Source organism: Bacillus sp. FSL R9-9410 (assembly GCF_038050385.1).
Classification (GTDB): Bacteria; Bacillota; Bacilli; order Bacillales; family Bacillaceae_G; genus Bacillus_A; species Bacillus_A cereus_U.
In genome coordinates this window covers 1,437,710-1,460,888 of the sequence record NZ_JBBOTV010000001.1, presented here as the reverse complement: position 1 = coordinate 1,460,888, position 23,179 = coordinate 1,437,710, and the positions used below count along the sequence as shown (strand labels likewise).

The following is a 23,179-nucleotide window of genomic DNA, read 5'->3' as shown; positions in this document are numbered from 1 at the left end:
CCTTTTAAAATACAACAAACGACTGCTTCTTCAACTTGCACTATATTCTCCTTTAATTACAAAAAACGAACCTCGAATTGTTCCAGCAAGTTTAGACTTCTGCCTAGCAAACTTAAATTTCTCTTCTAACTCCTTTGGTACCTCCATTCCCTCAGAAAGCTTAAATCCAACAGCCCGCTTCTTCGGGTTATCCAACGTATACATGACGTTGACTGCAAGACCATCCTCATAGAAGACATAGGCAAATTTAATATTTTCCACTTGAAAACACGATGTTTCTAAAGGTTTTGCCGCAAACTCAATATCACGTTCTTCTTTCAAAACGCGGTTCACATAATCTAGAGTCTCCTCGCTTTCACTAGCTGGTACAACCGTAAATTCATGCTTGTATTTGTTCATAAAGTAACGTGCTTCATGGGCACGTAAACCAGCAAGCGCTTCTGCTATAGGTGAAGACTCCAAGCCAGCTATAGTTACATTTTTAAAATCAACGATATAGGACAATTCCATCTCTCCTTTTAACTCTTTACTTCCTAACAACTGGAATCCACATTTCACCAAATACTAAGCCGTTTCGCTGCCCCATCTCAACCGTTGTATTTGGCCCACCAACATAGGAAAAATCTTTTACTTCTGCTAATGCTTGACCAAATGCAATGCCAGTAAGCTTATTACTTAGCTCCTCAGCTGTATTGCCTTCCCCTTTAACTACTAGGTATTCTCCCCTCGGAAACTGGATAACTCTAGATTCTTCTTGTATCGTTGCCTCTGTCATGACACCAGCGTAATACATCATCTTGTTATTCACCGCTTCACTCACAGAAAAAATGTAATCATTTGTAGCTAAAGCTTTTAAAGTGTCCAACCTTCCATCTTGTTCGACGGCCAGCCAAAAGTCTGCCTTTTCCTTGTTTATGCCCGCAAAGTCTGTATAGTGGCTCTTAAGTTCAGTTCCAATACCTAACACGATAAAGCTATCTTTTTCTTCTATTGTATAATTTTTCATATTTAAAACCTTCCTCACTTTTAAATTAATCAAACGATTTATCTTTTCACTTGATGAGTTTATAATATCTTTAAATCATGTCAAAAAATGATACTGTTTAGGAGACCAACATGAAAAAAGTTGAACGGATTAATACGATCATGCGCTATATTAACAACCGCTCCCACTTTACAATTTCTGAAATCATACGAGAATTTAACATCTCACGATCGACAGCTATTAGAGACATTAGAGAAATTGAAGCCATGGGGATGCCGCTCGTCGCTGAAGTTGGAAGGGATGGAGGATATTTTGTCATGCATAACTCTATCCTGCCCGTTGTTCGCTTTACTGATAATGAGGTCAAAGCTCTTTTTATTGCCTTTATGGCCACAAGAAATCAACAACTTCCCTATTTAAAGAGTCGTCAGTCTTTAGCCGAAAAACTACTAGGACTCATCTCAGAAATCCAGCAAGATGACCTTGTTCTTTTAAATCAAATCTTGCTTTTTGAAGGGACTAACCCCCATAATCCCGACCTACTTGAGCTTTCTGACCTCCCCCATCCTATGTTAGAAAAACTCATCCAAATTCTTCTTTTGGATAGTCATTTATTGATTACCGTAAAAGAAGAGGAGGAAATCAAGTCTTATCCAATTTATCTACTACACCTTTATCAAGAAAAAAGCCATTGGATAATTGAAGGCTTTGACATAAAAGAAGAAAAAAAGAAGATGTTTCTTGTCGATCATCTCATTAATGCCGAACCCTATACGACGAAAAATAGATTAAGCAAGAAAAAGATTTTAGAAAAACTAAGTAAGAAGGACGAAGCAATCAACCTGGTACTTGAACTTGGTCCAAAAGCGATTGCCCAGTTCAAAAAATACCATCCTTTAAAAATTTCTATTTCCTATACAAATCCTTACCAATCCACAGCCATTCTAAAGACTTTTATCAATGTTAACGATCTCGATGAATTAACAGAGATAACAAATTGGCTACTTTTCCTAGGTAAAGATATCAAAATTAGGGAAGTTCCTGAAGAAGTGTTAGAAGGTTTAAAAGAGAGATTATGTTTATACTGCCCATAAGCAGTGGCCAGTTAAACCCAAAATAATATTGAGTTTGACTAGATGCCAGTTACCTCTATTTAAATACCTAGTAAAAACATTTTATTCGTTACCCCTACTTTAAAAGCTCTTCTAAGAATAACGCCAACACAAAAAAAGACATGAACTAATCTTTGTTCATGTCTTTTTATATTAGAGTTTAATCCTCATTAAATTGCTTGTTTAAAATTCGAATGCGGATTTATCTTATCCATATTCTCTTTCGTTCTTTTTTCATATTCACTATTTTAGCACTTGAACTAACAATAGCGAATTATAATAATGACTTAATACTTGCTAGGACAGTAAGTATACCTACAATAATGACAAACACATTGCTCATTTTCCCTCTGTATTTAGCCAGTACTGGTACTTTACGAATCGCATACATTGGTAATAGACATAAGATCGCAGCAACTAACGGACCGCTAAGGGCATCAATGATTCCAAGAATACTTGGATTTGCATAAGCAACATACCAACATGTTAATACGACAAAAGCAAGGATCATTGTCTTAACTGTTTTTTCTTCGATAGCTTTTCCGCGTGTTTTACCAAACTTCATAATCATGTCACGCATTACCTCATATGCTCCTATATAATGGCCAAGGAAAGACTTTGTTATAGCCACAAAAGCAATGATAGGAGCTACAATAGTGATTACAGGTGAATTAAGCTCATTAGCAAGATATGATAGGATTGATAAGTTTTGTTCTTTAGCCATCATAAGATCTTTTGGAGTTAAACTCAGTGCACTGCTCCAAACAAAGAACATAACAACGACGAATGTCATAATATAACAAACTTTTTGTATTTGAGCACATTTGGCATCAGTAGCTTCTATTCCATAGGTAGCTCTCTGTTTTATAACAAATGACGAAATCAGAGGAGAATGATTAAATGAGAATACTATGATTGGTAGTATCATCAATATCACTCCAAAATACCCTGTTCCTGTTGAAGCAGTAGAAACACTTGAAAAACTAAGCATTGACGTATTCCATTGTGGAATTAAAGATATTGAGATAAAAAGTAAAGAAGCTATGAAAGGATATACTAGCATGCTCATTACCTTGACAATGATATCTTGACCAAAGTTTAGTATAGCGATAAGACCGAGCACTAATACAAGAGATAAAATGGCCCTTGGAGGCTCCGGCATGTGCAATTGATGCACGATAAAACTACTTGCAGTATTTGTAAGTGCAACCGAATACATCAGTACGATCGTATAAATTGAGACGAAATATACTATGTTAAAAATTATACTTGCCTTATTGCCGAAATACTCTCTTATTGTGCCTGTAATCCCCTCATCAGCAGAATTAGAAGCGTATATCATTTTAGCAAGCGCCCTATGTGAGTAATACATAACAGGAAATGCAAGTATCGTAATTAACAGTAATGATAATAAACCACCTGAACCTGCATTAATAGGTAAAAAGAGTACTCCTGCTCCAATTGCTGTTCCAAAAAGGCTCAATGCCCAGGTAGTATCTTGTTTATGCCACTTTTTAGGATCTAGATATTTCTCATTTTTCACTGCAGTATTTTCAGCTTGAAATTCTATTTTTTTTGCAGTATTCCCATTCATATAATAAATCCCCCTTGTATCCTATTCTTACGTCTCTTTTTAGGCTTAAGAATATAGACCATTCTTAAAAAATGAACCGCTTACTTGATGCACCATATTGTAAACGATTCCACCTAAAGCTGTCTCTCTTAATGTGCGAGGCATTTATCCTCCAACCCTATACTTCGTCAGCATTGATGATATTACACCAGCTAATACGATGTCCGCTGCTACTAAACTATTTTGAAGAAATTCCCCTTCTGGTCACACACCTTTCTGCAATTAATCGTTTCAGTCTGTCAAATTTAAAAATGTTTGATATTTTCTCCGTAGGTAATCGGTTACCTCTCGACGCCCTCATTATAACGTTTATATTTGCGAGTCTAATATTTTTTTATTTTTAGAAAGACAGAATAAACAGAATTATGAATAGATAATAAATTACAATTGGTATGTAGCAATTGTGTCTATTTTTTGAAGCTGTATTAGTTAATAGAAAAATAAACATAATACAGAGTTCCTTTCGTTAACACATTGATTATATTAGGAACTCGTTATAAAGATACTTATATTTCCCTTTGCTTTCACATCTTATCTTTGACATGAAAGCTGTTGTAATAAATAATACACATTGATGTAAAGGAATAAATTTAGAAAACATAAAATTATTTTCATGAATTTTTATTATATATAACGAATTAATATTCATTTTTCAGAAAAGAAGAACTTTTTACAAGGAGCCTACGCACCTTATAAAATGGTTATCATGTTAAGCCTGTTAAAAGAATTACACCATAAGTTTCCATTTACTATATGTAATATTTATTAAGTGTAGTTTTTTCTAAATATGCATAATTACATATTTAGAAAAAGAGAGCATACTTTCGAATTGTGTAGTAAAGATATAGCCCACCTACGGAAATAGGTGGGCTTTTCATGTATAAAAATTGCATTTATTATATGGAAATTAGAATTGAGGTCAAAATATTATCTCTTCCCTTTTAACTCTCTCAGTCTGCTTTTTCTCAACATCTGAGCCTACTTACGTACCAACTACGCAACCAGTAAAAATACCAACAACTATAGCATTAACTAAGATTGATGTGATTTTAATCCACTTTTCCAAACATATATTATTCCAGAAGATTTAGTTGCCATAGTACACCGAACTGGTGGTGTTACCCTAACTGACGTTTAAATGCTTTACCGGCGAAGAAGTAAGCGATAACCATGATGCCAACGCACCAAGCAAGTGCGATCCAAATATCGTTGCCAACAGTCCCTTCATATAAGAGGGCACGAATCGCATTCACGATTGAAGTCACAGGCTGGTTCTCAGCGAAAGCACGAACAATTTTTGGCATCGTTTCGGTAGGAACAAAGGCCGAACTAATAAAGGGCAGAAAAATTAGTGGGTATGAGTAGGCTGTCGCCCCTTCCATAGACTTCGCTGTCAACCCAGGAATGATAGCCAGCCATGTCAGCGCCAGCGTAAACATCCCAAGTATTCCAGCTACCGCGAGCCAATCCAGAATATTAGCACTGGAACGGAAGCCCATTAAGAGCGCAACAAGGATAACCACCACGATAGTAAGCACATTAGCAACAAGTGATGTTAATACGTGAGCCCATAATACCGACGAGCGCTTGATAGGCATAGTAATGAAACGTGCCATCAGCCCACTCTTCACATCCGTAAACAACCGCACGGATGTGTAAGCGACACCGGATGCGATAGCCATCAGCAAGATTCCCGGCAATAAATAATTGACGTAGTTATCCGTTCCTGTCTTTATGGCGCCTCCAAATACGTAGACAAACAACAGCATCATCATAATCGGTGTAATCGCTACCGTAATAATTGTATCCGGACTGCGCATAATGTTGCGCATTAAACGCCCTAACAATACCCCTGTTTTGCTCTTCATTTACATCTCCTCCTTTTTGCCGATGATCGCAAGGAAAATTTCTTCCAATGTCGGCTGCTTCTCGATATACTCCACTTTTGCTGGTGGGAACATCTCTTTAAGTTCAGTAAGAGTACCAGTCTTAATAATTTTTCCGCCATGCAAGATAGCGATACGGTCCGCCAGTTGTTCGGCTTCCTCCAAGTACTGGGTTGTCAGCAAGATAGTTGTGCCGCCGCCGGCAAGTTCCTTGACGGTATCCCACACTTCAATCCGCGCTTCGGGATCAAGCCCTGTCGTCGGTTCGTCGAGAAAAATGACTGCTGGCGTTCCGATCAAACTCATCGCGATGTCCAGCCGGCGCTTCATCCCACCTGAATACTGATCTGCCCTCTGGTTGGCTGCATCGGTCAGGCTAAATCTTGCAAGCAAATTGTCAGCGACTTGAGCGGGACTAGAAACTCCACGCAACTTGGCGATCATTATTAAGTTTTCTCTCCCCGTGAGCATACCGTCTAATGCTGCGAACTGCCCTGTCAGACTGATGCTTTGACGAACATGATCCGATTGACGCTGGACGTCAAAACCGCAAACACCTACTTCGCCGCCATCTTGCTTCATCAGCGTCGAAAGGATATTGACTATCGTCGTCTTACCCGCTCCATTTGAGCCCAGCAGTGCGAAAATTTCGCCACGCTGCACTTCAAAATCCACCCCTTTTAACACTTCCTTATCTTTAAAGGATTTTTTTAACCCTTTTACAGAAATCGCTGTATTGCTCATGATTTTTTCCTCCTTAAAAAATGTTTTGTAAAGCTAGACTGCCTACACCCCTCTATTTAGTATTACTGATAATCTGTATTACTTAGTACTGATTTAAAAATATAACTGAATAGCGATGGTGGCAATTCACATTTGTAACCAGCTAATCAGTCGGTATTACCTATTGCATTTATTTTTTTCTCAATTGCTTCATGATACTTTCATTCAAATCTTCACGATACTTGGAGACATAAGTTTTAGCGTTCGCCACTAGTTCGTCAGCAAAAGACGCCACGTCCTCCCCAGTGATTTCCAGCACTTGTCTGCCTTCCGCCGCACCGGCTTCAAACAAATCGATTAATTCATACTGTATGTGTAGCATATCCATCCCGTTGCCCGCCGAAAAATTCCACATGTAGTTTTGAATTTTCTTAAATACAAACTGGTAGTCCTCTGGCAGAGCCCCAACCCGTGCCATCATCATTTTGTACTCTTTTTTATCACCAATTAATTTTTTGAACATTTCCAACATATTATTTTTCCTCCTTTTTTATAAAGCAGAACAAGAAACTCCCCAAAATATCGGCCGAATGTTTTATCTTATGAGGCTAGTTTGACTTCAAGACGTTAATTTTTGATGATACAAAATCCCATTTTCTCCAAAACAATTCAAGCTCCTGACGGCCATCCTCATTTAGTGAATAAAACTTACGAGGTGGCCCCATATCTGACGGTTTCTTTTCAATATTCACAAGTTTTTTCTTCTCTAATCGCACAAGGATGGTATAGACCGTTCCTTCCACGACTTCAGTAAACCCAAGATCATTCAGGTGGCGGGTAATCTCATAGCCATACGTTTCACGGCGGCTGATTATCTCTAGCACACAACCTTCCAGCGAACCCTTCAGCATTTCAGTTAAATTTTCCATGTTCTGATCCTCCTCTCCCCCCTATTCTGTCTGACTTATATTCAGTATCACAGAGTACTAAGGCTAATTTTTACTGAATAGCTTTTGAGAAGCCTCACTATTCAGTATTACTTATTACAACTACATTGTATGACTAAGTAGATGGCATGTCAACTCGATTTTTAAATTTTTTCTTAAATCCGCTTTTGCCTATTGGATACTGAATATATTTTTAAAAACCACGCTATTCAGTATTACTCATTACCACTACATTGTATGACTATGTAGATAGAATGTCAACTCGATTTTTAAATTTTTTCTCAAATCCGCTATTATCTATTGGCTACTGCCTATTTTCTTCTTAAGAAATCTCACCACATACCTAGCCAGCTAAGAAAAGGAAATACCCCAAAACAAAAATTCCGCATTTTTGTTTTGGGCGTTATAATATTCCGAAGTTAATGAATGTGGCTAGCTCTCCTTATTAAGAAGACGGATCATTTTTTTGTTCTTCTACTAATGCACCTGTGCATCTAATACATGAGCTTGCGAATACATACAAATTCTTTATAAAGTGAAACTTTAATCAGTGGGGGGTTTTGTTCATCCCCACTGATTATTAGCCCGCACCAATCGGGCGTTTACGGGCGGCCCGACTCCCAGCTAACTTCTTTGCTCCAGCTGAATTTTGAGGTGGGAGTTTTACTGCCCACAAATAGCGGGATAAAGCCAACTCTACATATAGGACATCCTTTTTGTTACGATAACATCATATTCATGTCTTCTGCTGCGGTTGTAATTAGTTTTAAACCAAATGTTTCTTGTAATACATCAAGCACACCAGGTGAAATAAATTCAGGGGCCTTTGGACCAATGCGAATATCTTGAATACCAATACTAAATAGCCCAAGTAAAATGGCAACCGCTTTTTGTTCAAACCATGATAGGACAATACTCACTGGCAATTCATTTACTTCACATTGAAAAGCATCTGCTAAAGCTGCCGCTATTTTCACTGTAGAAATTGAGTTATTACATTGCCCTAAGTCAATGTAACGCGGAATCTCCGTACCAGGCACAACACCATAACTTACATCATTAAAGCGGAATTTCCCACAAGAAGTTGTTAAAATAACCGTTTCTGGCGGAAGTGACGTTGCTAATTCACGATAGTATTCCCCGCCTTTTCCTGGGGCATCACAACCTGCGATAACAAAGAAACGCTTTATTTTCCCTTCCTTTACTGCCTCAATAATTTCTGGAGCTAATGATAATACCGTATTATGGTGAAACCCTGTTACTAACTGTTCATCCGACTCCATATGTACTTCTGGAAGTTCTAGCGCTTTTTGAATCAATGGTGCAAAATCATCATTTTCAATTTTCCGTACACCTTCTAGACCTGCAATGTCATATGAAAAGAATCGATCAGAGTATGATCCTTTAATTGGCATAACACAGTTCGTTGTAGCTAATATGGCACCGGTAAATTTTCCAAAAAGGCGTCTTTGATCATACCATGCCTTCCCAATGTTTCCTTTTAAATGTTTATATTTTTTCAGCTTTGGATATCCGTGTGCTGGTAACATTTCAGAATGCGTATAAATATTAATTTCTTTTCCTTCTGTTTGCTTTAATAATTCCTCTAATGCAAATAAATTATGACCAGTAACTACAATTGCCTTACCTTCTACATGATTTTGTGTAATTTGAACAGGCTCTGGAACACCAAAGTGATTCGTATGTGCCTCATCTAATAACTCCATCACCCGTAAAGCTGACTTCCCAACTTTCATAGCCATATCAATATGTTCTTGTTCATTGAAATTAGAATTTGTTAATGTCATATATAACGCTTCTTGAGTTGTAGCATCTACAAATGCATCTGTATACCCTAGCTGAGCAGCATGAGTACGATAAGCAGCAATTCCTTTTAATCCAAACACAATCGTATCTTGTAAACTTGCAATGGTTTCATTCTTACCGCAAACACCCATCACTTTACATCCGCCTGTTGGCGTTTGTTCACATTGATAACAAAACATATCATCCCACCCTCTCCCAATCATTCCTTACAAACTAAGCATAATACCCATTGAGAAAAAGGGATGTGATGTGAATCACAATAATATATGAAAATTTGTGACAGTTCATATTGTTGACATAATATTTTTATTGACACCAAAAAAACATTACATAATCATGTTGTTAATGTTTTCAAATAGCTAGACTATTGCTGAATTAAATATTTTACTTACTAGTCCATTGTACGAAACGAAAATTTCGTACAATATTTTAAATCTCTTAAGCAAACAGAAATAGGCATACAAAAACGCTATTCTTTCTATCATTCAACAGAAAGAATAGCGTTTTTTCATTTTGAAAAACTATCAATTTTTTGATTAAAGATTATATGGGAAATCACTTTTTTAACAATACATTTACACTATCTTAACATTGTTTACATTATTTATATGATATATTTACATAGAAACTACTTAAGAAATTTCATGTAAATTGTTATCTTTATAATCTCTTAACTGATTGATAAGAGATTATGTTATATTTTCATACCAGGGGTGAATTAGGATGACTGAAACTTTAAAGACACTTATAATGCTTGATGTTACTTACGTTGTTATAGCAATTATGACGGTACTGGTATTTGTATACTTAGAATTAAAATCTCAGTAACGTATTCAGGCGTAATCGATAGCTTCGCATTTAAATATAGTTAGAAAAAAGAGAGGAGAAAATTGTTTCTCCTCTCTTTTTTATTTCCACAGTTTCTTATTTCAACAAATCCAATGTATGTAAAAGTAATCCTCTGTCCCCTACTTCCCCATGACCAGGTACTACTGAATTTATATTTCCATATCGGTTCAACACATTTTCAATCGATGTGGACCATTCATTTACATAGGCATCCGCAACGTTTCCTAAATCTTTAGCTTCCGCAGATTTCACTAAACAGCCTCCAGCTAAAATTTTATATTGAGGTAACCACACAACAATATTATCTTCTGTATGCCCTTTACCTGGATAGAACGTTTCTACTTTCATATTTCCAAACTTCATATTCGTAAGTGTTTGTAAGTCTCCAAGCGGCTCCTCATATCCATTTTTCTTTGCTAGTTCCGCAGTTAATGCTGTACTATGCGCTTTAATGCCTCTTTCTTTCAACGTTTTAATTCCGCCAATTCGATCAGCGTGCGCATGTGTAATAATGACATCCGTTACGCGCTTCTGAAATTTCTTTTCTACTATCTCTATTAGTTCCTTCGTTAACTTATCATCCCAAGAAGAATCGACAAGTACTAACCCTTTAGAAGTATTAAGAACTAGACCGTTCGAAGGAACTGCTTCTCCGTTAAAATAACCTAACTCCGTATGAACCCATACATTTTTATTTAACTGAGAAATTGAAATGGTTCCTGTCTCATTCTTAATTACTTTTTTCTCTACCTTTTGTTCTGCTTGTACAGAAGAAATTGTACTAACAAATGGAGTTGCTCCTAGTAAACTTACACATAACCCTACTTTTAATAACGTATTCTTTTTCATTTTTATCAATCCTTTCTTTCAAACTAAATAGTTATTACCTATAATAGACAATTCAGCTCAAAAGTTTGTTCCATCTTTTTTTACATATTTTTCATGCAATTAATAAAAAAGCGTACAAAATTCTGTACGCTTTAAAACTTAAAATTACAATTGTATTTTGTTAAATTATTACATTCATATTATAATTTATTTATAGTTTATTAATGGAGGTGTTTTCAATGACTCTCTTCGCTTCTCCATCATTATTTATACTAGCCATCATTTCATTTGCACTGGCTTATTTTATTGGGGTAAGACAGTACACTTGGCTCTTATCAGGATTCAATGAACGACGTGTGTCTGATAAAATAAAGTTATCAAAAATTGTTGGCCTTTATAATTTAAGTGCTGGTGTTATCGCCACAATTGGTAGTGTCTTCACTACTCCTAATGTCAAAATCGTTATTCCTATCATTGTAATTGGACACGTCATAATAGCCGCATATGTAAATACACGTATGGTTCAGTAAAAAAGATCATCCAAATGGATGATCTTTTTTATAATTTATCGACATATTGCTTTGCTTCTAGTATTGAAAAACCAAATGCTTCTCTTACTCTCTTAACTGCTGTAATCGTTTTTCCATCTTCCACAAGCTGACGCAATTCTTTATTAATCTCAGGTTCTCTATCTACAATTCCCATTTCATTCGTAATTGATTGTAATCTATCTTCAATCCGCTTTAAACGCGCATCCGTTTTCTTTTCGATTTTATTTATTTTTTCAGCAATATAAATAAACCCAAAGACCGCTATCGGTATGATCATCCAAAATTCCATGACTATCCCTCCTCATTAGCTTTCATTTGTTTTATTTCACTAACTTATGTAAATTTTACCATAGGACACATTTAATGTATAATAGTAATATACAACATTGTTGATAAAACCTTTTATTTTAGGGGGACACTTTATGAAAAGATATTTTAAGACGTTACTACAATTTGTAGTTCTTTTAATTGCACTACATTTATTATTTGATATCGTTGGCTGGCTTGTTTTCAATGCGCCAATTGAAAACAAAGGAGCACTTATTTCCTACATATCAACTCTATGGCTAATGTATATGTATAGAGATAAATTACTTCAGTTTATAATGCGCATTTCCGCAAAATAACAGAGAGCACTTCATCAAAAATGATGAGGTGTTTTTTATTCTCTTTCCCTATATTAAAAACTAACTTTTAATTTCATTCACATCACCTCTCATAGATTAACAATGTATAATAAAGTTAATATTCTGTCTTTAAAAAGAAAGGAGCAACTATGAACTTAAAAAGTAAAAATATATACGAGCACATGAACCAACATTCCGTTTCAGGTTTAAGCCTTTCCGTTATACGTGACGGCAAACTAGACGAAGCGATTGCTTTCGGAACTCTTGAATTTGGAACAACTAGAACTGTCACTACGGATTCCATATTCAATTCTTGTTCTATTAGCAAATTCATCACCTCAATGCTCGTACTAACATTATCAGACCAAGAAATCGTACATTTAGACGAAGACGTAAATGATAGACTCACATCTTGGAACATCCCTACCAATCTATTTACTTCACAGAAAAAAATCACGTTGCGAAACTTATTAAGTCACCAATCTGGAATTATTGACCCTCCTAATAGTTTTGAGCATTATAAGCTAGCGCAAGGAATGCCTAAAATCCCCGAACTCCTTGCTGGTAGAACACTATATTGCCTAGTACCTATAGAAGCAACTTATACACCAGAAAGTGAATTTCACTACTCAGACGCAAACTTTTGTATAATCGAACAACTACTAGAAGATATTACGGGAAAATCATTTAGTCAGTTACTAGAAGAATTTATCTTCCAGCCACTACAAATGAAAAATAGTACACTCTTCTCTCCCGAAGTCATAGATAAAACCGATAATTTTGCTTGTGGACATAATAAAGATGGCACCGTTACCAATGAGAAGTATCCATTTTATCCATTCGCAGCTGCTTCAGGCATTTGGACAACACCAACTGACTTATCAACTTTAGTTATTGAAATCATTCATTCCTTACAAGGAAATAGCGCACTAAAACTTTCTCAAAAAACAGTACAAGATATGATTTCTCCTCAAGGCTGCTCAAAATGGACTGGGTTAGGTATTTTTCTGGAGTATTTTAATGAAGACTTACAAATTCACTCACTTGGATGGGGTGTTGGATTTCAATGTATGATGGTATGTAATCCATACCGAGGTAATGGCGCTGTTATTATGACGAACTCAGATTTAGGTGTTCATCAAAAGGAAGGGATTATTGGTGAGATTTTAAAAATGTTATCCTTATAATTAACGAAGTAAAACAAAGAAAGAAGCTGATTCTCCCAGCTTCTTTCTTTATATAACATTTTTTACCACAATTTTAATATGTTCTGGTGCGATAATTTCCGTTATACTTTCTTGGAAATCTTCATGCAGCAGTTCTTCAATATGTTCTAACTGCACTTCGACATGTGTGCATTCTAAATTATGTATGTTTAATAGTGCATAATGATCTTTCTTCTTAATTACTAAATATTGATTTTCTTCTGTTATGAGTACAGAACCTAATCGTATTCCTAGTAGACGTTGATCATCAAACTTCACAATCTGTTCCCCTTCCCAACTGTGAATGTAATTACTATACAAAAAAACTAATTTAAGGAAATGAATCTTATATAGACTATATCATACTTTACTAAAATATAAAGTGAAACTTTAATCAGAGGAGCTTTTGTCCCTCCCCCTCTGATTATTAGCCTTCACCAATCGGGCTTTTACGGGCAGTTGATCTCCCACCTAACTTCCTCGCATGTGCCGAATTTTGAGATGGGGGGTCTTACTGCCCGTTAATGCGGGGTAAATATCATATTTTCTTTCAATAAAAATCCCCGTTTTTTTATATATTTCGATACAAAAAACTTTCTCAACAAAAAATGAGAATTTTCAGTTTTTTATTTCATGAAAATCTATTATAATAAAGCTAATAAACGTTTGAAATGTTTGACCTCTCCTAATTCATGTACATATGGATGATCAGTAGCTGTTGCTACTGATCTATTTTTTTGCTACACAATATATCTCCAAAATATAAAAGAGTAGTTCTTTATTTTATTTGCCACGTCCTTAACTCAACTTTCCAATCTAATAAAGGATTTTTTAGTACTTCTAATCCTAAACCCGTTCCTCATAAAATATTATTCTATTTAAAAATGGATCAATCACAGTTAATTCAATTGTATCCCAAGGTGTTCTCTCTATATCAGGTTTTGAATAAGCATATTCTTTACTTGATAAAATAGCATAATAACTTTTTAAATCCTCTATTTTCACACGAATTGCACCGCCTGGTGAAGCATCCCCATGATGTTCAGATAAATGTATCACAGCACCCTTTAACGAAATTTGCATATATAATGGCATATTTTCCTCATACCTATGCTCCCAATCCAGTTTAAATCCTAAAAAATTAAAGTAAAACAACTGAGCCTTTTCAATATCAAAAATTCTAAATATAGGTGTAATCATTTATAATACCCTCCTATTTATAAACATCCGCCGCCAATTCCCGCAAAACATCTACATTCATCACTTCAAAGCAACCATTATTTTTCTTTATAATCTCTTTATCACAAAAAACATTTAATGTGCGTAATAGATGCCGATAACTCGTCCCTAACAATTCAGCTATTTCCGTTAAATTCCCACTAAACACAATTCTATTTCCGTGCTGAACCGCCCGTTCCCCTGCTGCTAACATGTAACTCGCAAGTCGATTTTCAAGCGGATACAGTAAATTAATTGTACTATTTTTTGAAAGTCGATTTAATTTATGGGCTAAAGAACCGCAAATGCATCTTAAAAATTTCGCATCATGAAATAATTGGTTTCTCACTTTCCCTAAAGGTAGGCCAACACAATATGAGTCTGCCATAACTTGTACGTTTGAAGTGATTCTTTGAGAGTGAATTAACTCTACATCTCCTAGCAACTGCAAACTGTCATAAAAACATAATAATACAGATTTCCCGTTACTTAACGTATTAAACGCTTTCGCTTTTCCTTCAACAAAGAAATATAAATAATCTATCTCTTCGTTTTCTCTGCAAATGAACTCATTCTTTTTAAAAAATATAAGTTCCATATATGGTTTCATATCACTACTAAAAAATGAATCAATATTATTTTGTTTCATATACTCTGCTAATTTATTAGAATTACATACTTTCTTCATAGTCCCCCACCTTTACAACTACTCCCCATTGTAAACAAAATTTTCTTCTCTCACTATGACATATGTCATAGTAATACACAATTTCAGCATGATACAGTCATTACAAATATGAAATATAAAAAGGGGATATTACATTGTATAACTTTCTTTCTGTCTTTATTGGTGTGCTTATTGCCATTATGCTCCCACTGAATGGGATTTTATCTGAGTCGACTGGCAATTATACAGCGAGTGTTGTCATTCATCTTGTCGGTTTAATAGCAGTCATTTTCGTTTTAATCATTAACAAAAATAAAATCCATTTTGATAAAGGTATTCCGCTTTATTTATATAGCGCCGGAGCCATCGGAGTTTTTACTGTTCTTTTTAACAATATAAGTTTCTCCGCCCTTGGTGCCTCTATTACGATCGCATTAAGCTTACTCGGTCAATCCATTGCTTCAATTGTTATTGATCATTTCGGTTTATTAGGAATGAAAGTTGCGAAGTTTGAACAGAAAAAACTAATTGGATTATTATTCATCTCTTCTGGAATTATAATCATGACAATTTATTAATGGAGGCAAAAAAATGTTATATATTTGTATCGCTATTTTAGCTGGTGTTTCTATCGTTATTGCTAGAATTATTAACGCGAATTTAGCAAAGAAAATTGGAAATTGGGAAGGTACATTTTTCAATTATATTACTGGATTATTTTTCTCTATGTTATTTTTAATTTTCAGTTCAAATTCATTGTATATTCCTATTCATACGTTGCAATCTATTCCTATCGCTGTATACTTAGGCGGATTAGTAGGCGTTATTGTCATCTCATTATCAAACTATATTACTCCTAAAATACCAGCATTTTATTTAACATTACTCATCTTTATCGGACAATTATTTGCGGGGACTATCATTGATTTCTTCCTGTCAAACGAACTCTCAATCGGCAAAATTGTCGGTGGAATGTTCGTATTAATTGGGCTTACTTACAATTTACTCGTTGATCGTCCTATAAAAGCCGTGAAGCATAATCACGTTCAACTATAATACTTTACGCTTACCTATCATATATTAATAGAAAAGCTCTTCACATGAAGTAATAGAGAGGAGAATATCCTATTAAAAAATTCATTTTACTGCTAGGTAGCGCATTGATTATTTTTGGAATAGTATGGTTTTTAAACTCTGGAAAATCTATTCAAGATTTCTATACAGCAAGCAAACCAAAGAAGAAAGCTACTATTATTTCAACTCAAAGAGACCCAAATGCACCTCCTGTCTTTTTAGGAAAACAGGAAATAAAAGATATACATGTAGAGTCAATTAAAACAAAAAAATCTCTCTTCCTTACAAAAACAGATGAATTAAAAACATTCATTAACAGTATGGACACAGCAAAAAAAGGCGATTTAACGCTAGATGAAGAAGGTTCTGATTCAGTAGATTGTAACATGTGGATTACTTTCCAAGATGGGACTTATAAACAATATTTAATCTGGATAGTAGATAACAACAGTAGTGAAGTTATGATTGCCCATCAAAACACTCCTGATGACGTAGATCTTACTTATTATCAATTAGATGAAGGTAATTCGAAAAAAGTGTATAACTTATTTAAAAAGGTTATTTAATAGAAAAGTCATGAGCTACTAGGCCCATGACTTTTTCTATTTATATATATTCAGGGAACACTTTACAGCTCTTTTCCTGCTCCATATCATGACCAAAGAAAACAATTGGATTCTCTTTCATCACAACTTCTTTTAAACGTTTAATTGAAGATAAAGCTAATTCCGAATCAAATCCAGCGAACGGTACTTCATCTTCAAAATTTTCTTTCGTATAAGATGCATCAATTGTTAATAACACAGAACCAGATTTTTCTGTTTCAATAAATAGCGATTGATGCCCTGGAGTATGGCCTGGTGTATGCAATAATTGAACTCCTGGTACGACTTCATAATCCCCTTCAATGATTTTATAGTTCAAATGCGGCAATATACATTCTTTCATATATTCTTCGCTATGCTGCGCCGCCTCATATTCAGCACGCTGTACAATGATCGGTGTATTTGAAAAAGCACCATTTCCTCCAGCATGATCGAAATGCAAATGGGAACTAATAATATACAGAAGGTCTTCTGGCTCATACCCTGCACGCTTTAAAATATTTACTATTTTATCTTCTTCAGTCATTTTCGGTAAAATCTGCCCTTCAACAAATGTACCGTTAAAAAGATCTTCGTTATTAACCGCACTTTCTGGCATACCTGTATCTACTAAAATAGGTCCTTCTTCAGTCTCCAAAAGATAACACCAAACCGGTAAGTCTAATAATTTTCCTGGTGTTAATGTACTGTTAACAGACGAATGATCCAACATACAACGACCTGCTGGGACGAAATAAAGCTTCTTTACTGTCATTATGTATCCACCTTTACAAATAATTTAGGATAAAACAATACTATATTTCGCTTATGAGAAATAAACTCCTTCTCACCTTTCATTATTTCAACTATTATCTTTTCAATTGTTCACAACTTTTCATTCCAAATCCAGTGATACTGGAAAGCCTATGCAGAAATCCAATCCTCCTTTAAGTATATAAGATAAAAGTATCACTTTTTCTTATAATAACACTCCCATTCTCTGAAAGCAGAATATATTTGATATTTTCAGAGAATGGATTGAGTCGTCGAAACCAAGACGTTAAAACGAATTTTGGACATAAAATAACCGACTACCTACATGTTTTTAAAAAAGGAGTCGGCTATTTTGCTTATTTATTATTGATTTGCATGCTCTTTATATGTGATGAGCGAAAATTTTCAAGAGTAATATGCTACTTTAGTTTCCATGCTTTTTCACTGAAATACTTCCGTTATGTGTGTTTAATTTAATTTGATTTTCTCCCTTCCCAATAACGGCATTTCCATTATATTTATTCAGGATATTCGCTTTTCCATTGTCGACAGAGACATTAAATTGAACATTAGTTGGTTCTTTTTCAGTTTCAATATTAATCTTGCCATTGTGAGTCGTAAAATTGAGATTTCGATCAAGTTCATTTGTTTTAAGAGAAAGACTTCCGTTTTTAGATTGCCCTTCTAGTTCACCTTCAACATGATCTAGCATTATTCGTCCATTATTCGATTTCACATGAATATTTTGCGCCGTTATATCTTTAAAGTCCATACTTCCATTATTTGTTTCCGCATTAATTTTTTGCGAATTGATCTCTCTTAATTCAACACGCCCATTGCTTGTATTGATATCAAAATGCGTTGTATTTTGTTGTTTTGCAGAAACGTAACCATTGTTATTGGAAATTTTTAATGAATCATATTGTTTTTCAGGCAGATAGACATTTAATGTTAATGGGACCAATACTTCAGAAATGTTGAAGTTGAACCAACTCTGTTGTTTTTCTTTGTAAGAAATGAGAAGCGTTGAATCTTTTTCATCCGTAGCTAATGTTCTTTTTATGTTAGGATTAACTTCCCCATCTAATGTTACTTTCATGTTACTTTCTGTTGTAGGATTGATGTTAACACGCACGTTATTCGTATCGATAATGACGCTTGACACATTATTATTGTTAATGACCTTTTCTTCTGAAATCGGTACTGTGGCAATTGAACGATAAGTGAATAGACTTCCCACAATCCCAATAATGAAAATAATACCTGCAATGATTGAAAGTTTCTTTTTATTTATCATGCTTAAAACCACCTTTTACTAGTGCTATATTGAACTTTAAATAACGAACAAATCCATTCTTTGCTAGCTTCGTTAAAGATAACATAGCGATTACAATGAAATATCCAAGTCCACAAAGTGCTAAAGAAACGAAAAGGTTAAAAAGTAAGAATGTATTTGGATGCACAATGGTATCAACAATAACAAGCAGTGGTGAACACAAAAATGAGATTCCTAGAGTCCACCCCGAAAAAATCAATGCGGCTACTGCAATTGCAGGTCCAAGCACGATTACTAAATTGAAAAATCCTAATCCAATTACTGCCCAAATTGCCCGAAAAACATTCCCTGTTGTTGCACTCGCTGTTACTTTCTCAATATGATAACCTGCTAATAACTCTTTGGCGATTTGAGCTGGCGAACCTAATGAAGCTGTAATTTCTTCTTCAGTTTTTCCTTCCTCTAATCCGAAAGTAAAATGTTCTTCATAATCTTTTAAAATATCTGCACGTTCTTTTTCAGATAATCTTTTTAGAGATACGTTTAATTGTTGTAAAAATTTATCTTTCGTCATTACGTACACCTTCTTTTATTAATTGATTGACACCTTGTGAGAACTCATTCCATTCCTCCAAAAGTTGGTACAAATACGTTCTACCTTTATCCGTCAGTTTATAATACTTCCTTGAAGGCCCTTCTGAAGACTCCTGTAAATACGTTGTAAAATATTCTTCTTTAGTTAATCTACGAAGTAGAGGATAAACAGACCCTTCTGATATTTCAATTTGATTGGAAATACTTCGAACTAATTCATACCCATAACGGTCTTGCTTATCAAGTAAGACAAGAACACAAAGTTCTAAAACTCCTTTTTTAAATTGTACATTCAATATTCATTCACCCTATTCTAATTGGCATCTACTACTATTTATTGTTTAGTACTGTTTTATAATAAGTAACTACAAGTATAATATAACACTTGGTATTGTTCATTGCAAGGTACACTGGAAAAATAAGTATATCTTTCATCCGACACTTATAAAATCAAAACGATGGCTCCTCTCCATTTACAAAGTTCTAAATGAGGCTGAAACAAGCCTTTAACAAAATGGAAAGGACTCAACTTTTTTACATAATGACACTTTACCTACTATAATAAAAGAGAAAAAGACTCTTACTTTAATGGAGGGAATAAAAATGAAAGCAATTGGTTTACATGAATACTTACCTATTGAAGAAGAAAACAGTTTAATTGATATTGAAGTTGAAAGACCTGTTGCCACAGGAAGAGATATACTTGTTAAAATTAACGCTATTTCCGTTAATCCAGTTGATACCAAAGTTCGCTCTCCGAAAGATAAAAAAGAAGATGTAGCGAAAATACTTGGCTGGGATGCTAGTGGCGTTGTTGTACAAACTGGCGAAGGTTGTACGTTATTTAAAGAAGGCGATGAAGTGTTTTACGCTGGAAGCATTACGAGACAAGGTACATACAGTGAATACCACCTAGTTGATGAAAGAATTGTCGGTAAAAAACCAAAAACGTTGAGTGATGCTGAATCTGCAGCAATTCCTTTAACAGCCATCACAGCGTGGGAAGGTTTGTTTGAACGTTTAGGGATTGATTATAATAAGAAAGATGAAAATTCATTTAAAAACATTTTAATTATCGGCGGAGCTGGTGGTGTTGGCTCGATTGCTATTCAGTTAGCTAAATGGGCTGGACTAAACGTAATCGCAACCGCATCCCGCAACGAAACCATACACTGGGTTGAAAAATTCGGTGCCGATTATATAGTTAATCATCACCAACCTTTAAAAGATCAAATATTAGAATTTGGGCTAAAAGATGTAGATTATATCTTCTGCTTAAACAATACTGATCAGCATTGGCATGCGATGGGTGACATAATTAAACCACAAGGAAAAATTTGCTCTATCGTAGAAAATGAACACCCTCTTGAGATGGGGATTTTAAAAAGTAAAAGTGCTACATTCGTTTGGGAGTTTATGTTTACAAAAGCGATGTATGAAACTGGTGATATGAGTACGCAGCACGAACTATTAAATAAAGTAAGCGAGCTATTAGATGAAGGTATTCTTCAAACTACTTTAAATGATACGTTAACACCAATTAATGCAGAAAACCTTAAAAAAACACATGCATTACTTGAAAGTGGACGTACAATTGGGAAGATTGTAGTAGAAAAGTTTTAATAACAAAAAGTCCGATTTCTAAATGAGAAACCGGACTTTTTTATTACCTTTATTTACTTTGAAACCTCTTGATCATTTTGAACGTCTAACGGAGCTCTCTTCCCTATTCCGAAAGCATAGAAACTAATTGTTACGATGGCTAAGAAAACAATACCTACAATTAGTGAAATACGAGTATCATCGTTAAACCACATACCGATTAATACCATAATTAAAAAGGCAATTGTTAAATAGTTTGTAACAGGAGCAAATGGCATTTTGAATGGATGATCTTTCATCTCTGCTCCCTTTTCTTTTCTAAAACGAATTTGACTAATTAAAATGACAAACCATGGCACCATACCAGGAAGTACACTCGCACTATATACATATACGAATAAGTTTTTCGGTGCAATATAACTTAAAACAACACCAACCGCTAAACCGATAATTACACCAACTGTACCGAATAAAGGTACACCATTATTCGAAATCTTCGCAAAGTATTTCGGTGCTTGCCCATTTACACCTAGTGTATAAAGCATACGTCCAGCACTATAAATACCACTGTTACAACCAGACATTGCGGCTGTAATAACAACGAAGTTAATAAGTCCCGCAGCTGCCGTAATACCAACTTTCGCAAAAGTTGCTACGAACGGACTACCAATTGAACTTAATTGATCCCAAGGATAAACAGTTACAATAACGAAAATAGCACCAATATAGAAAATTAGAATACGCCAAATTGTACTTTGAATTGCTCTAGTAAGTGTCTTCTTCGGATTTTTCGCTTCACCAGCAGTAATCCCGATTAATTCCACACCTTGATATGCCCCAACTACAAGTGATAGCGCAAAGAAGAATCCTGAAAAACCACCTGTGAAGAAACCGCCGTTTGCCCAAAGATTAGATATACCGATTGCTTCTCCTCCGTTCCCAATTCCGAAGAAAATGAGACCGAATCCGGCAATAATCATTAATAAAATCGTAACGATTTTAATCATTGCAAACCAAAATTCAAATTCACCAAATGACTTAACCGAAATTAAGTTAGCAGCGCCAAGAATAACCATTGCGATAATACCAGGTATCCAAGCCGGTAAATCCGGGAACCAATATTTCATATACGCCCCAACTGCGATAATCTCTGACATCCCAACGATAACCCACTGGAACCAGTTACTCCACGCTGTCATATAACCAGCTAGCGGATGAATATACTTGTGGCCAAATGTCGCAAATGAACCTGTGCTTGGCTCCATATACAACATTTCTCCCATGGCACGCATAATGAAGAAGATGAAAATACCTGCGATTGCATATGCAAGCATTACTGACGGACCTGTCCATTTAATCGTGCTGGCTGACCCCATAAACAAACCAACACCAATTGTTCCGCCTAAAGCAATCATTTGAATATGACGTGCTTCTAAACCTCGTTTCAATTCTTTGTTTGCCACTTCATTTCCCCCTCTTAGATGATTCATAGCCGCATTTTAAAGTAAGATGCTTTACCCCTAATTCCTCTTTGGTCTGAAAATGATGAAGCGAGTATAATTTTTAGCGAACTTAAAAGTTGTTCTTTACTTCTATTAAGTCGTAAAAGCCTCTTCATTGTCCTCCCTTTGCAAAATTGCAAAATTGCTTATTTTATAATAATTGATTTATCTGAAAAATACAATTACTTTTTCTGGTAAATTGTTATATGTGAATCGAATACAATTCATTACTAAGTAACTAAAAGCATATATTCAATATTATTGAAAAATAAATACTTTTCCCGAAATTATCTATTAAATAATAAACAAACTATTGTAACGCATTTTTATTCAACAAAACCTTAACTATCTCTCCTCTGCAAACTCCTTTTCGCTTCGCTAACTTTATTCCTGCACGTTGTTTTTCTTTAATCATCTCTCGAAGGACCTGCTCATTCATCATTAAAAATGCATAAAGTAATGTAAACCCGTTAAAACAAAAGAGTGACATAATGTTTTCCCCTCTTACGTAAAGGAGGAAGTATTATGGGATATGGTGGTAGTTGCGGTGGAGGCTGTGGTTTTGGTGGCGGATTCGCCTTACTAGTTGTACTCTTTATCTTATTAATCATTGTTGGAGCTAGTTGCAGCGGATTCGGCTGCTAAAAAAAGACACTCTTGAGAGTGTCTTTTTTATGCATTCATATTAAATTGTAATACTACTTATATTATTTAGG

The 23,179-nt window shown here is 35.0% G+C and carries 27 protein-coding genes and 2 pseudogenes; 9 read left to right on the top strand and 20 right to left on the bottom strand.

The genetic code is table 11. The annotated features are described in order from the left end of the window. Nucleotides 1-30 precede the first annotated feature (30 nt). Together MKX77_RS07755 and MKX77_RS07750 are read right to left on the bottom strand one after the other, a co-directional pair. A complete protein-coding gene (locus MKX77_RS07755) occupies nt 31-540 on the bottom strand; it encodes a phage tail protein (RefSeq protein ID WP_341306224.1) in 510 nt (169 codons plus the stop codon). Next, nucleotides 527-1,006: a GyrI-like domain-containing protein gene (locus tag MKX77_RS07750; RefSeq protein WP_246908365.1), complete on the bottom strand. Its 480-nt coding sequence runs from the start codon at nt 1,004-1,006 to the stop codon at nt 527-529. Before MKX77_RS07750 ends, MKX77_RS07755 begins: the two co-directional genes overlap by 14 nt. Before the next feature lie 110 nt (nt 1,007-1,116). Here MKX77_RS07750 and MKX77_RS07745 point away from each other — a divergent pair, with 110 nt between their 5' ends. Further along, nucleotides 1,117-2,079 (top strand): helix-turn-helix transcriptional regulator, encoded by a 963-nt coding sequence (locus MKX77_RS07745; RefSeq protein WP_215553686.1) that lies wholly within the window; start codon nt 1,117-1,119, stop codon nt 2,077-2,079. A gap of 292 nt (nt 2,080-2,371) precedes the next feature. On the opposite strand, the gene MKX77_RS07740 is transcribed toward MKX77_RS07745, so the two are convergent. The 8 genes and pseudogenes from MKX77_RS07740 to bla2 form a co-directional block, all read right to left on the bottom strand. After that, nucleotides 2,372-3,691: an aromatic amino acid transport family protein gene (locus MKX77_RS07740; protein ID WP_215553687.1), complete on the bottom strand. Its 1,320-nt coding sequence runs from the start codon at nt 3,689-3,691 to the stop codon at nt 2,372-2,374. Nucleotides 3,692-4,600: 909 nt separating this feature from the next. Continuing rightward, nucleotides 4,601-4,796 (bottom strand): annotated as a pseudogene (locus MKX77_RS07735) (PRK06770 family protein); the annotation flags it as partial. Nucleotides 4,797-4,848: 52 nt separating this feature from the next. Then, on the bottom strand, nt 4,849-5,598 hold the full coding sequence (locus MKX77_RS07730; RefSeq protein ID WP_002014105.1) for an ABC transporter permease: 750 nt from the start codon (nt 5,596-5,598) through the stop codon (nt 4,849-4,851). Then, nucleotides 5,599-6,360: an ABC transporter ATP-binding protein gene (locus MKX77_RS07725; RefSeq protein WP_341306223.1), complete on the bottom strand. Its 762-nt coding sequence runs from the start codon at nt 6,358-6,360 to the stop codon at nt 5,599-5,601. 169 nt (nt 6,361-6,529) lie between these two features. Next, nucleotides 6,530-6,871 carry a DUF1048 domain-containing protein gene (locus MKX77_RS07720; protein WP_002014108.1) on the bottom strand — a complete coding sequence of 114 codons (342 nt, stop codon included), beginning with the start codon at nt 6,869-6,871 and terminating at the stop codon, nt 6,530-6,532. A gap of 76 nt (nt 6,872-6,947) precedes the next feature. Then, nucleotides 6,948-7,268 (bottom strand): PadR family transcriptional regulator, encoded by a 321-nt coding sequence (locus MKX77_RS07715; protein ID WP_002087595.1) that lies wholly within the window; start codon nt 7,266-7,268, stop codon nt 6,948-6,950. Between the two features lie 737 nt (nt 7,269-8,005). Beyond that, nucleotides 8,006-9,292 carry a hydroxylamine reductase gene (hcp, locus tag MKX77_RS07710; RefSeq protein WP_341306222.1) on the bottom strand — a complete coding sequence of 429 codons (1,287 nt, stop codon included), beginning with the start codon at nt 9,290-9,292 and terminating at the stop codon, nt 8,006-8,008. A gap of 745 nt (nt 9,293-10,037) precedes the next feature. After that, complete coding sequence (gene bla2, locus MKX77_RS07705; RefSeq protein WP_341306221.1) at nt 10,038-10,811, bottom strand: BcII family subclass B1 metallo-beta-lactamase; 774 nt, start codon at nt 10,809-10,811, stop codon at nt 10,038-10,040. A 218-nt stretch (nt 10,812-11,029) separates the two neighbouring features. Between bla2 and MKX77_RS07700 the strand changes: the two genes are divergently transcribed. Further along, nucleotides 11,030-11,320: a DUF3784 domain-containing protein gene (locus MKX77_RS07700; protein WP_341306220.1), complete on the top strand. Its 291-nt coding sequence runs from the start codon at nt 11,030-11,032 to the stop codon at nt 11,318-11,320. Between the two features lie 28 nt (nt 11,321-11,348). On the opposite strand, the gene MKX77_RS07695 is transcribed toward MKX77_RS07700, so the two are convergent. After that, entirely contained in the window at nt 11,349-11,630 is a 282-nt protein-coding gene (locus MKX77_RS07695; protein ID WP_341306219.1) for a hypothetical protein, read from the bottom strand. A 133-nt stretch (nt 11,631-11,763) separates the two neighbouring features. On the opposite strand from MKX77_RS07695, the gene MKX77_RS07690 reads away from it, so the two are divergent. Both MKX77_RS07690 and MKX77_RS07685 read left to right on the top strand, forming a co-directional pair. Next, nucleotides 11,764-11,967 carry a hypothetical protein gene (locus MKX77_RS07690; protein WP_341306218.1) on the top strand — a complete coding sequence of 68 codons (204 nt, stop codon included), beginning with the start codon at nt 11,764-11,766 and terminating at the stop codon, nt 11,965-11,967. Nucleotides 11,968-12,116: 149 nt separating this feature from the next. Then, on the top strand, nt 12,117-13,154 hold the full coding sequence (locus MKX77_RS07685) for a serine hydrolase domain-containing protein (protein ID WP_341306217.1): 1,038 nt from the start codon (nt 12,117-12,119) through the stop codon (nt 13,152-13,154). A gap of 48 nt (nt 13,155-13,202) precedes the next feature. On the opposite strand, the gene MKX77_RS07680 is transcribed toward MKX77_RS07685, so the two are convergent. The 3 genes from MKX77_RS07680 to yeiL all read right to left on the bottom strand — a co-directional run bounded on the left by MKX77_RS07680 (nt 13,203) and on the right by yeiL (nt 15,078). Beyond that, on the bottom strand, nt 13,203-13,451 hold the full coding sequence (locus MKX77_RS07680) for a hypothetical protein (protein WP_002087603.1): 249 nt from the start codon (nt 13,449-13,451) through the stop codon (nt 13,203-13,205). Nucleotides 13,452-14,018: 567 nt separating this feature from the next. Further along, entirely contained in the window at nt 14,019-14,372 is a 354-nt protein-coding gene (locus tag MKX77_RS07675; protein WP_341306216.1) for a glyoxalase superfamily protein, read from the bottom strand. Nucleotides 14,373-14,385: 13 nt separating this feature from the next. Beyond that, entirely contained in the window at nt 14,386-15,078 is a 693-nt protein-coding gene (gene yeiL, locus MKX77_RS07670; RefSeq protein WP_113709583.1) for a transcriptional regulator YeiL, read from the bottom strand. A gap of 134 nt (nt 15,079-15,212) precedes the next feature. On the opposite strand from yeiL, the gene MKX77_RS07665 reads away from it, so the two are divergent. The 3 genes from MKX77_RS07665 to MKX77_RS07655 all read left to right on the top strand — a co-directional run bounded on the left by MKX77_RS07665 (nt 15,213) and on the right by MKX77_RS07655 (nt 16,697). After that, nucleotides 15,213-15,635, top strand: a complete 423-nt coding sequence (locus MKX77_RS07665; RefSeq protein WP_215553697.1) for a DMT family transporter — start codon at nt 15,213-15,215, stop codon at nt 15,633-15,635. 13 nt (nt 15,636-15,648) lie between these two features. Beyond that, the gene (locus MKX77_RS07660; protein ID WP_341306215.1) at nt 15,649-16,113 is read left to right on the top strand and encodes a DMT family transporter; all 465 of its coding nucleotides are present in this window, start codon (nt 15,649-15,651) and stop codon (nt 16,111-16,113) included. 104 nt (nt 16,114-16,217) lie between these two features. After that, nucleotides 16,218-16,697 (top strand): hypothetical protein, encoded by a 480-nt coding sequence (locus MKX77_RS07655; protein WP_341306214.1) that lies wholly within the window; start codon nt 16,218-16,220, stop codon nt 16,695-16,697. A gap of 40 nt (nt 16,698-16,737) precedes the next feature. Here the strand turns inward: MKX77_RS07655 and aiiA are convergent, their stop codons facing one another. The 4 genes from aiiA to MKX77_RS07635 form a co-directional block, all read right to left on the bottom strand. Further along, nucleotides 16,738-17,490 (bottom strand): quorum-quenching N-acyl homoserine lactonase AiiA, encoded by a 753-nt coding sequence (aiiA, locus tag MKX77_RS07650; protein ID WP_341306213.1) that lies wholly within the window; start codon nt 17,488-17,490, stop codon nt 16,738-16,740. A gap of 423 nt (nt 17,491-17,913) precedes the next feature. Further along, complete coding sequence (locus tag MKX77_RS07645; protein WP_264538840.1) at nt 17,914-18,786, bottom strand: DUF4097 family beta strand repeat-containing protein; 873 nt, start codon at nt 18,784-18,786, stop codon at nt 17,914-17,916. Continuing rightward, the gene (locus MKX77_RS07640; protein WP_113735951.1) at nt 18,776-19,339 is read right to left on the bottom strand and encodes an HAAS signaling domain-containing protein; all 564 of its coding nucleotides are present in this window, start codon (nt 19,337-19,339) and stop codon (nt 18,776-18,778) included. The genes MKX77_RS07645 and MKX77_RS07640 overlap by 11 nt, the downstream gene beginning before the upstream one ends. Further along, nucleotides 19,326-19,655, bottom strand: a complete 330-nt coding sequence (locus MKX77_RS07635; RefSeq protein WP_002165328.1) for a PadR family transcriptional regulator — start codon at nt 19,653-19,655, stop codon at nt 19,326-19,328. Before MKX77_RS07635 ends, MKX77_RS07640 begins: the two co-directional genes overlap by 14 nt. Before the next feature lie 307 nt (nt 19,656-19,962). On the opposite strand from MKX77_RS07635, the gene MKX77_RS07630 reads away from it, so the two are divergent. Beyond that, the gene (locus tag MKX77_RS07630) at nt 19,963-20,982 is read left to right on the top strand and encodes a zinc-binding alcohol dehydrogenase family protein (protein WP_341306212.1); all 1,020 of its coding nucleotides are present in this window, start codon (nt 19,963-19,965) and stop codon (nt 20,980-20,982) included. A 53-nt stretch (nt 20,983-21,035) separates the two neighbouring features. Here MKX77_RS07630 and MKX77_RS07625 read toward each other — a convergent pair whose 3' ends face one another. Together MKX77_RS07625 and MKX77_RS30625 are read right to left on the bottom strand one after the other, a co-directional pair. After that, entirely contained in the window at nt 21,036-22,424 is a 1,389-nt protein-coding gene (locus tag MKX77_RS07625; protein WP_341306211.1) for an amino acid permease, read from the bottom strand. A gap of 379 nt (nt 22,425-22,803) precedes the next feature. Further along, nucleotides 22,804-22,884, bottom strand: a pseudogene (locus MKX77_RS30625) (recombinase family protein); the annotation flags it as partial. 104 nt (nt 22,885-22,988) lie between these two features. On the opposite strand from MKX77_RS30625, the gene MKX77_RS07615 reads away from it, so the two are divergent. Further along, the gene (locus MKX77_RS07615; RefSeq protein ID WP_070141115.1) at nt 22,989-23,108 is read left to right on the top strand and encodes a YjcZ family sporulation protein; all 120 of its coding nucleotides are present in this window, start codon (nt 22,989-22,991) and stop codon (nt 23,106-23,108) included. The last annotated feature ends 71 nt before the right edge of the window (nt 23,109-23,179 follow it).

Excerpts from the sequence above, each read along its gene's own strand:
- MKX77_RS07690 (WP_341306218.1), top strand. The coding sequence starts at position 11,764 with ATGAAAAGATATTTTAAGACGTTACTACAATTTGTAGTTCTTTTAATT.
- MKX77_RS07660 (WP_341306215.1), top strand. The coding sequence starts at position 15,649 with ATGTTATATATTTGTATCGCTATTTTAGCTGGTGTTTCTATCGTTATT.
- MKX77_RS07715 (WP_002087595.1), bottom strand. The coding sequence starts at position 7,268 with ATGGAAAATTTAACTGAAATGCTGAAGGGTTCGCTGGAAGGTTGTGTG.
- hcp (WP_341306222.1), bottom strand. The coding sequence starts at position 9,292 with ATGTTTTGTTATCAATGTGAACAAACGCCAACAGGCGGATGTAAAGTG.
- MKX77_RS07640 (WP_113735951.1), bottom strand. The coding sequence starts at position 19,339 with ATGACGAAAGATAAATTTTTACAACAATTAAACGTATCTCTAAAAAGA.
- MKX77_RS07725 (WP_341306223.1), bottom strand. The coding sequence starts at position 6,360 with ATGAGCAATACAGCGATTTCTGTAAAAGGGTTAAAAAAATCCTTTAAA.
- MKX77_RS07745 (WP_215553686.1), top strand. The coding sequence starts at position 1,117 with ATGAAAAAAGTTGAACGGATTAATACGATCATGCGCTATATTAACAAC.
- MKX77_RS07720 (WP_002014108.1), bottom strand. The coding sequence starts at position 6,871 with ATGTTGGAAATGTTCAAAAAATTAATTGGTGATAAAAAAGAGTACAAA.
- MKX77_RS07750 (WP_246908365.1), bottom strand. The coding sequence starts at position 1,006 with ATGAAAAATTATACAATAGAAGAAAAAGATAGCTTTATCGTGTTAGGT.
- bla2 (WP_341306221.1), bottom strand. The coding sequence starts at position 10,811 with ATGAAAAAGAATACGTTATTAAAAGTAGGGTTATGTGTAAGTTTACTA.
- MKX77_RS07700 (WP_341306220.1), top strand. The coding sequence starts at position 11,030 with ATGACTCTCTTCGCTTCTCCATCATTATTTATACTAGCCATCATTTCA.
- MKX77_RS07730 (WP_002014105.1), bottom strand. The coding sequence starts at position 5,598 with ATGAAGAGCAAAACAGGGGTATTGTTAGGGCGTTTAATGCGCAACATT.
- MKX77_RS07685 (WP_341306217.1), top strand. The coding sequence starts at position 12,117 with ATGAACTTAAAAAGTAAAAATATATACGAGCACATGAACCAACATTCC.
- MKX77_RS07740 (WP_215553687.1), bottom strand. The coding sequence starts at position 3,691 with ATGAATGGGAATACTGCAAAAAAAATAGAATTTCAAGCTGAAAATACT.
- aiiA (WP_341306213.1), bottom strand. The coding sequence starts at position 17,490 with ATGACAGTAAAGAAGCTTTATTTCGTCCCAGCAGGTCGTTGTATGTTG.
- MKX77_RS07675 (WP_341306216.1), bottom strand. The coding sequence starts at position 14,372 with ATGATTACACCTATATTTAGAATTTTTGATATTGAAAAGGCTCAGTTG.
- yeiL (WP_113709583.1), bottom strand. The coding sequence starts at position 15,078 with ATGAAGAAAGTATGTAATTCTAATAAATTAGCAGAGTATATGAAACAA.
- MKX77_RS07695 (WP_341306219.1), bottom strand. The coding sequence starts at position 11,630 with ATGGAATTTTGGATGATCATACCGATAGCGGTCTTTGGGTTTATTTAT.
- MKX77_RS07630 (WP_341306212.1), top strand. The coding sequence starts at position 19,963 with ATGAAAGCAATTGGTTTACATGAATACTTACCTATTGAAGAAGAAAAC.
- MKX77_RS07645 (WP_264538840.1), bottom strand. The coding sequence starts at position 18,786 with ATGATAAATAAAAAGAAACTTTCAATCATTGCAGGTATTATTTTCATT.
- MKX77_RS07615 (WP_070141115.1), top strand. The coding sequence starts at position 22,989 with ATGGGATATGGTGGTAGTTGCGGTGGAGGCTGTGGTTTTGGTGGCGGA.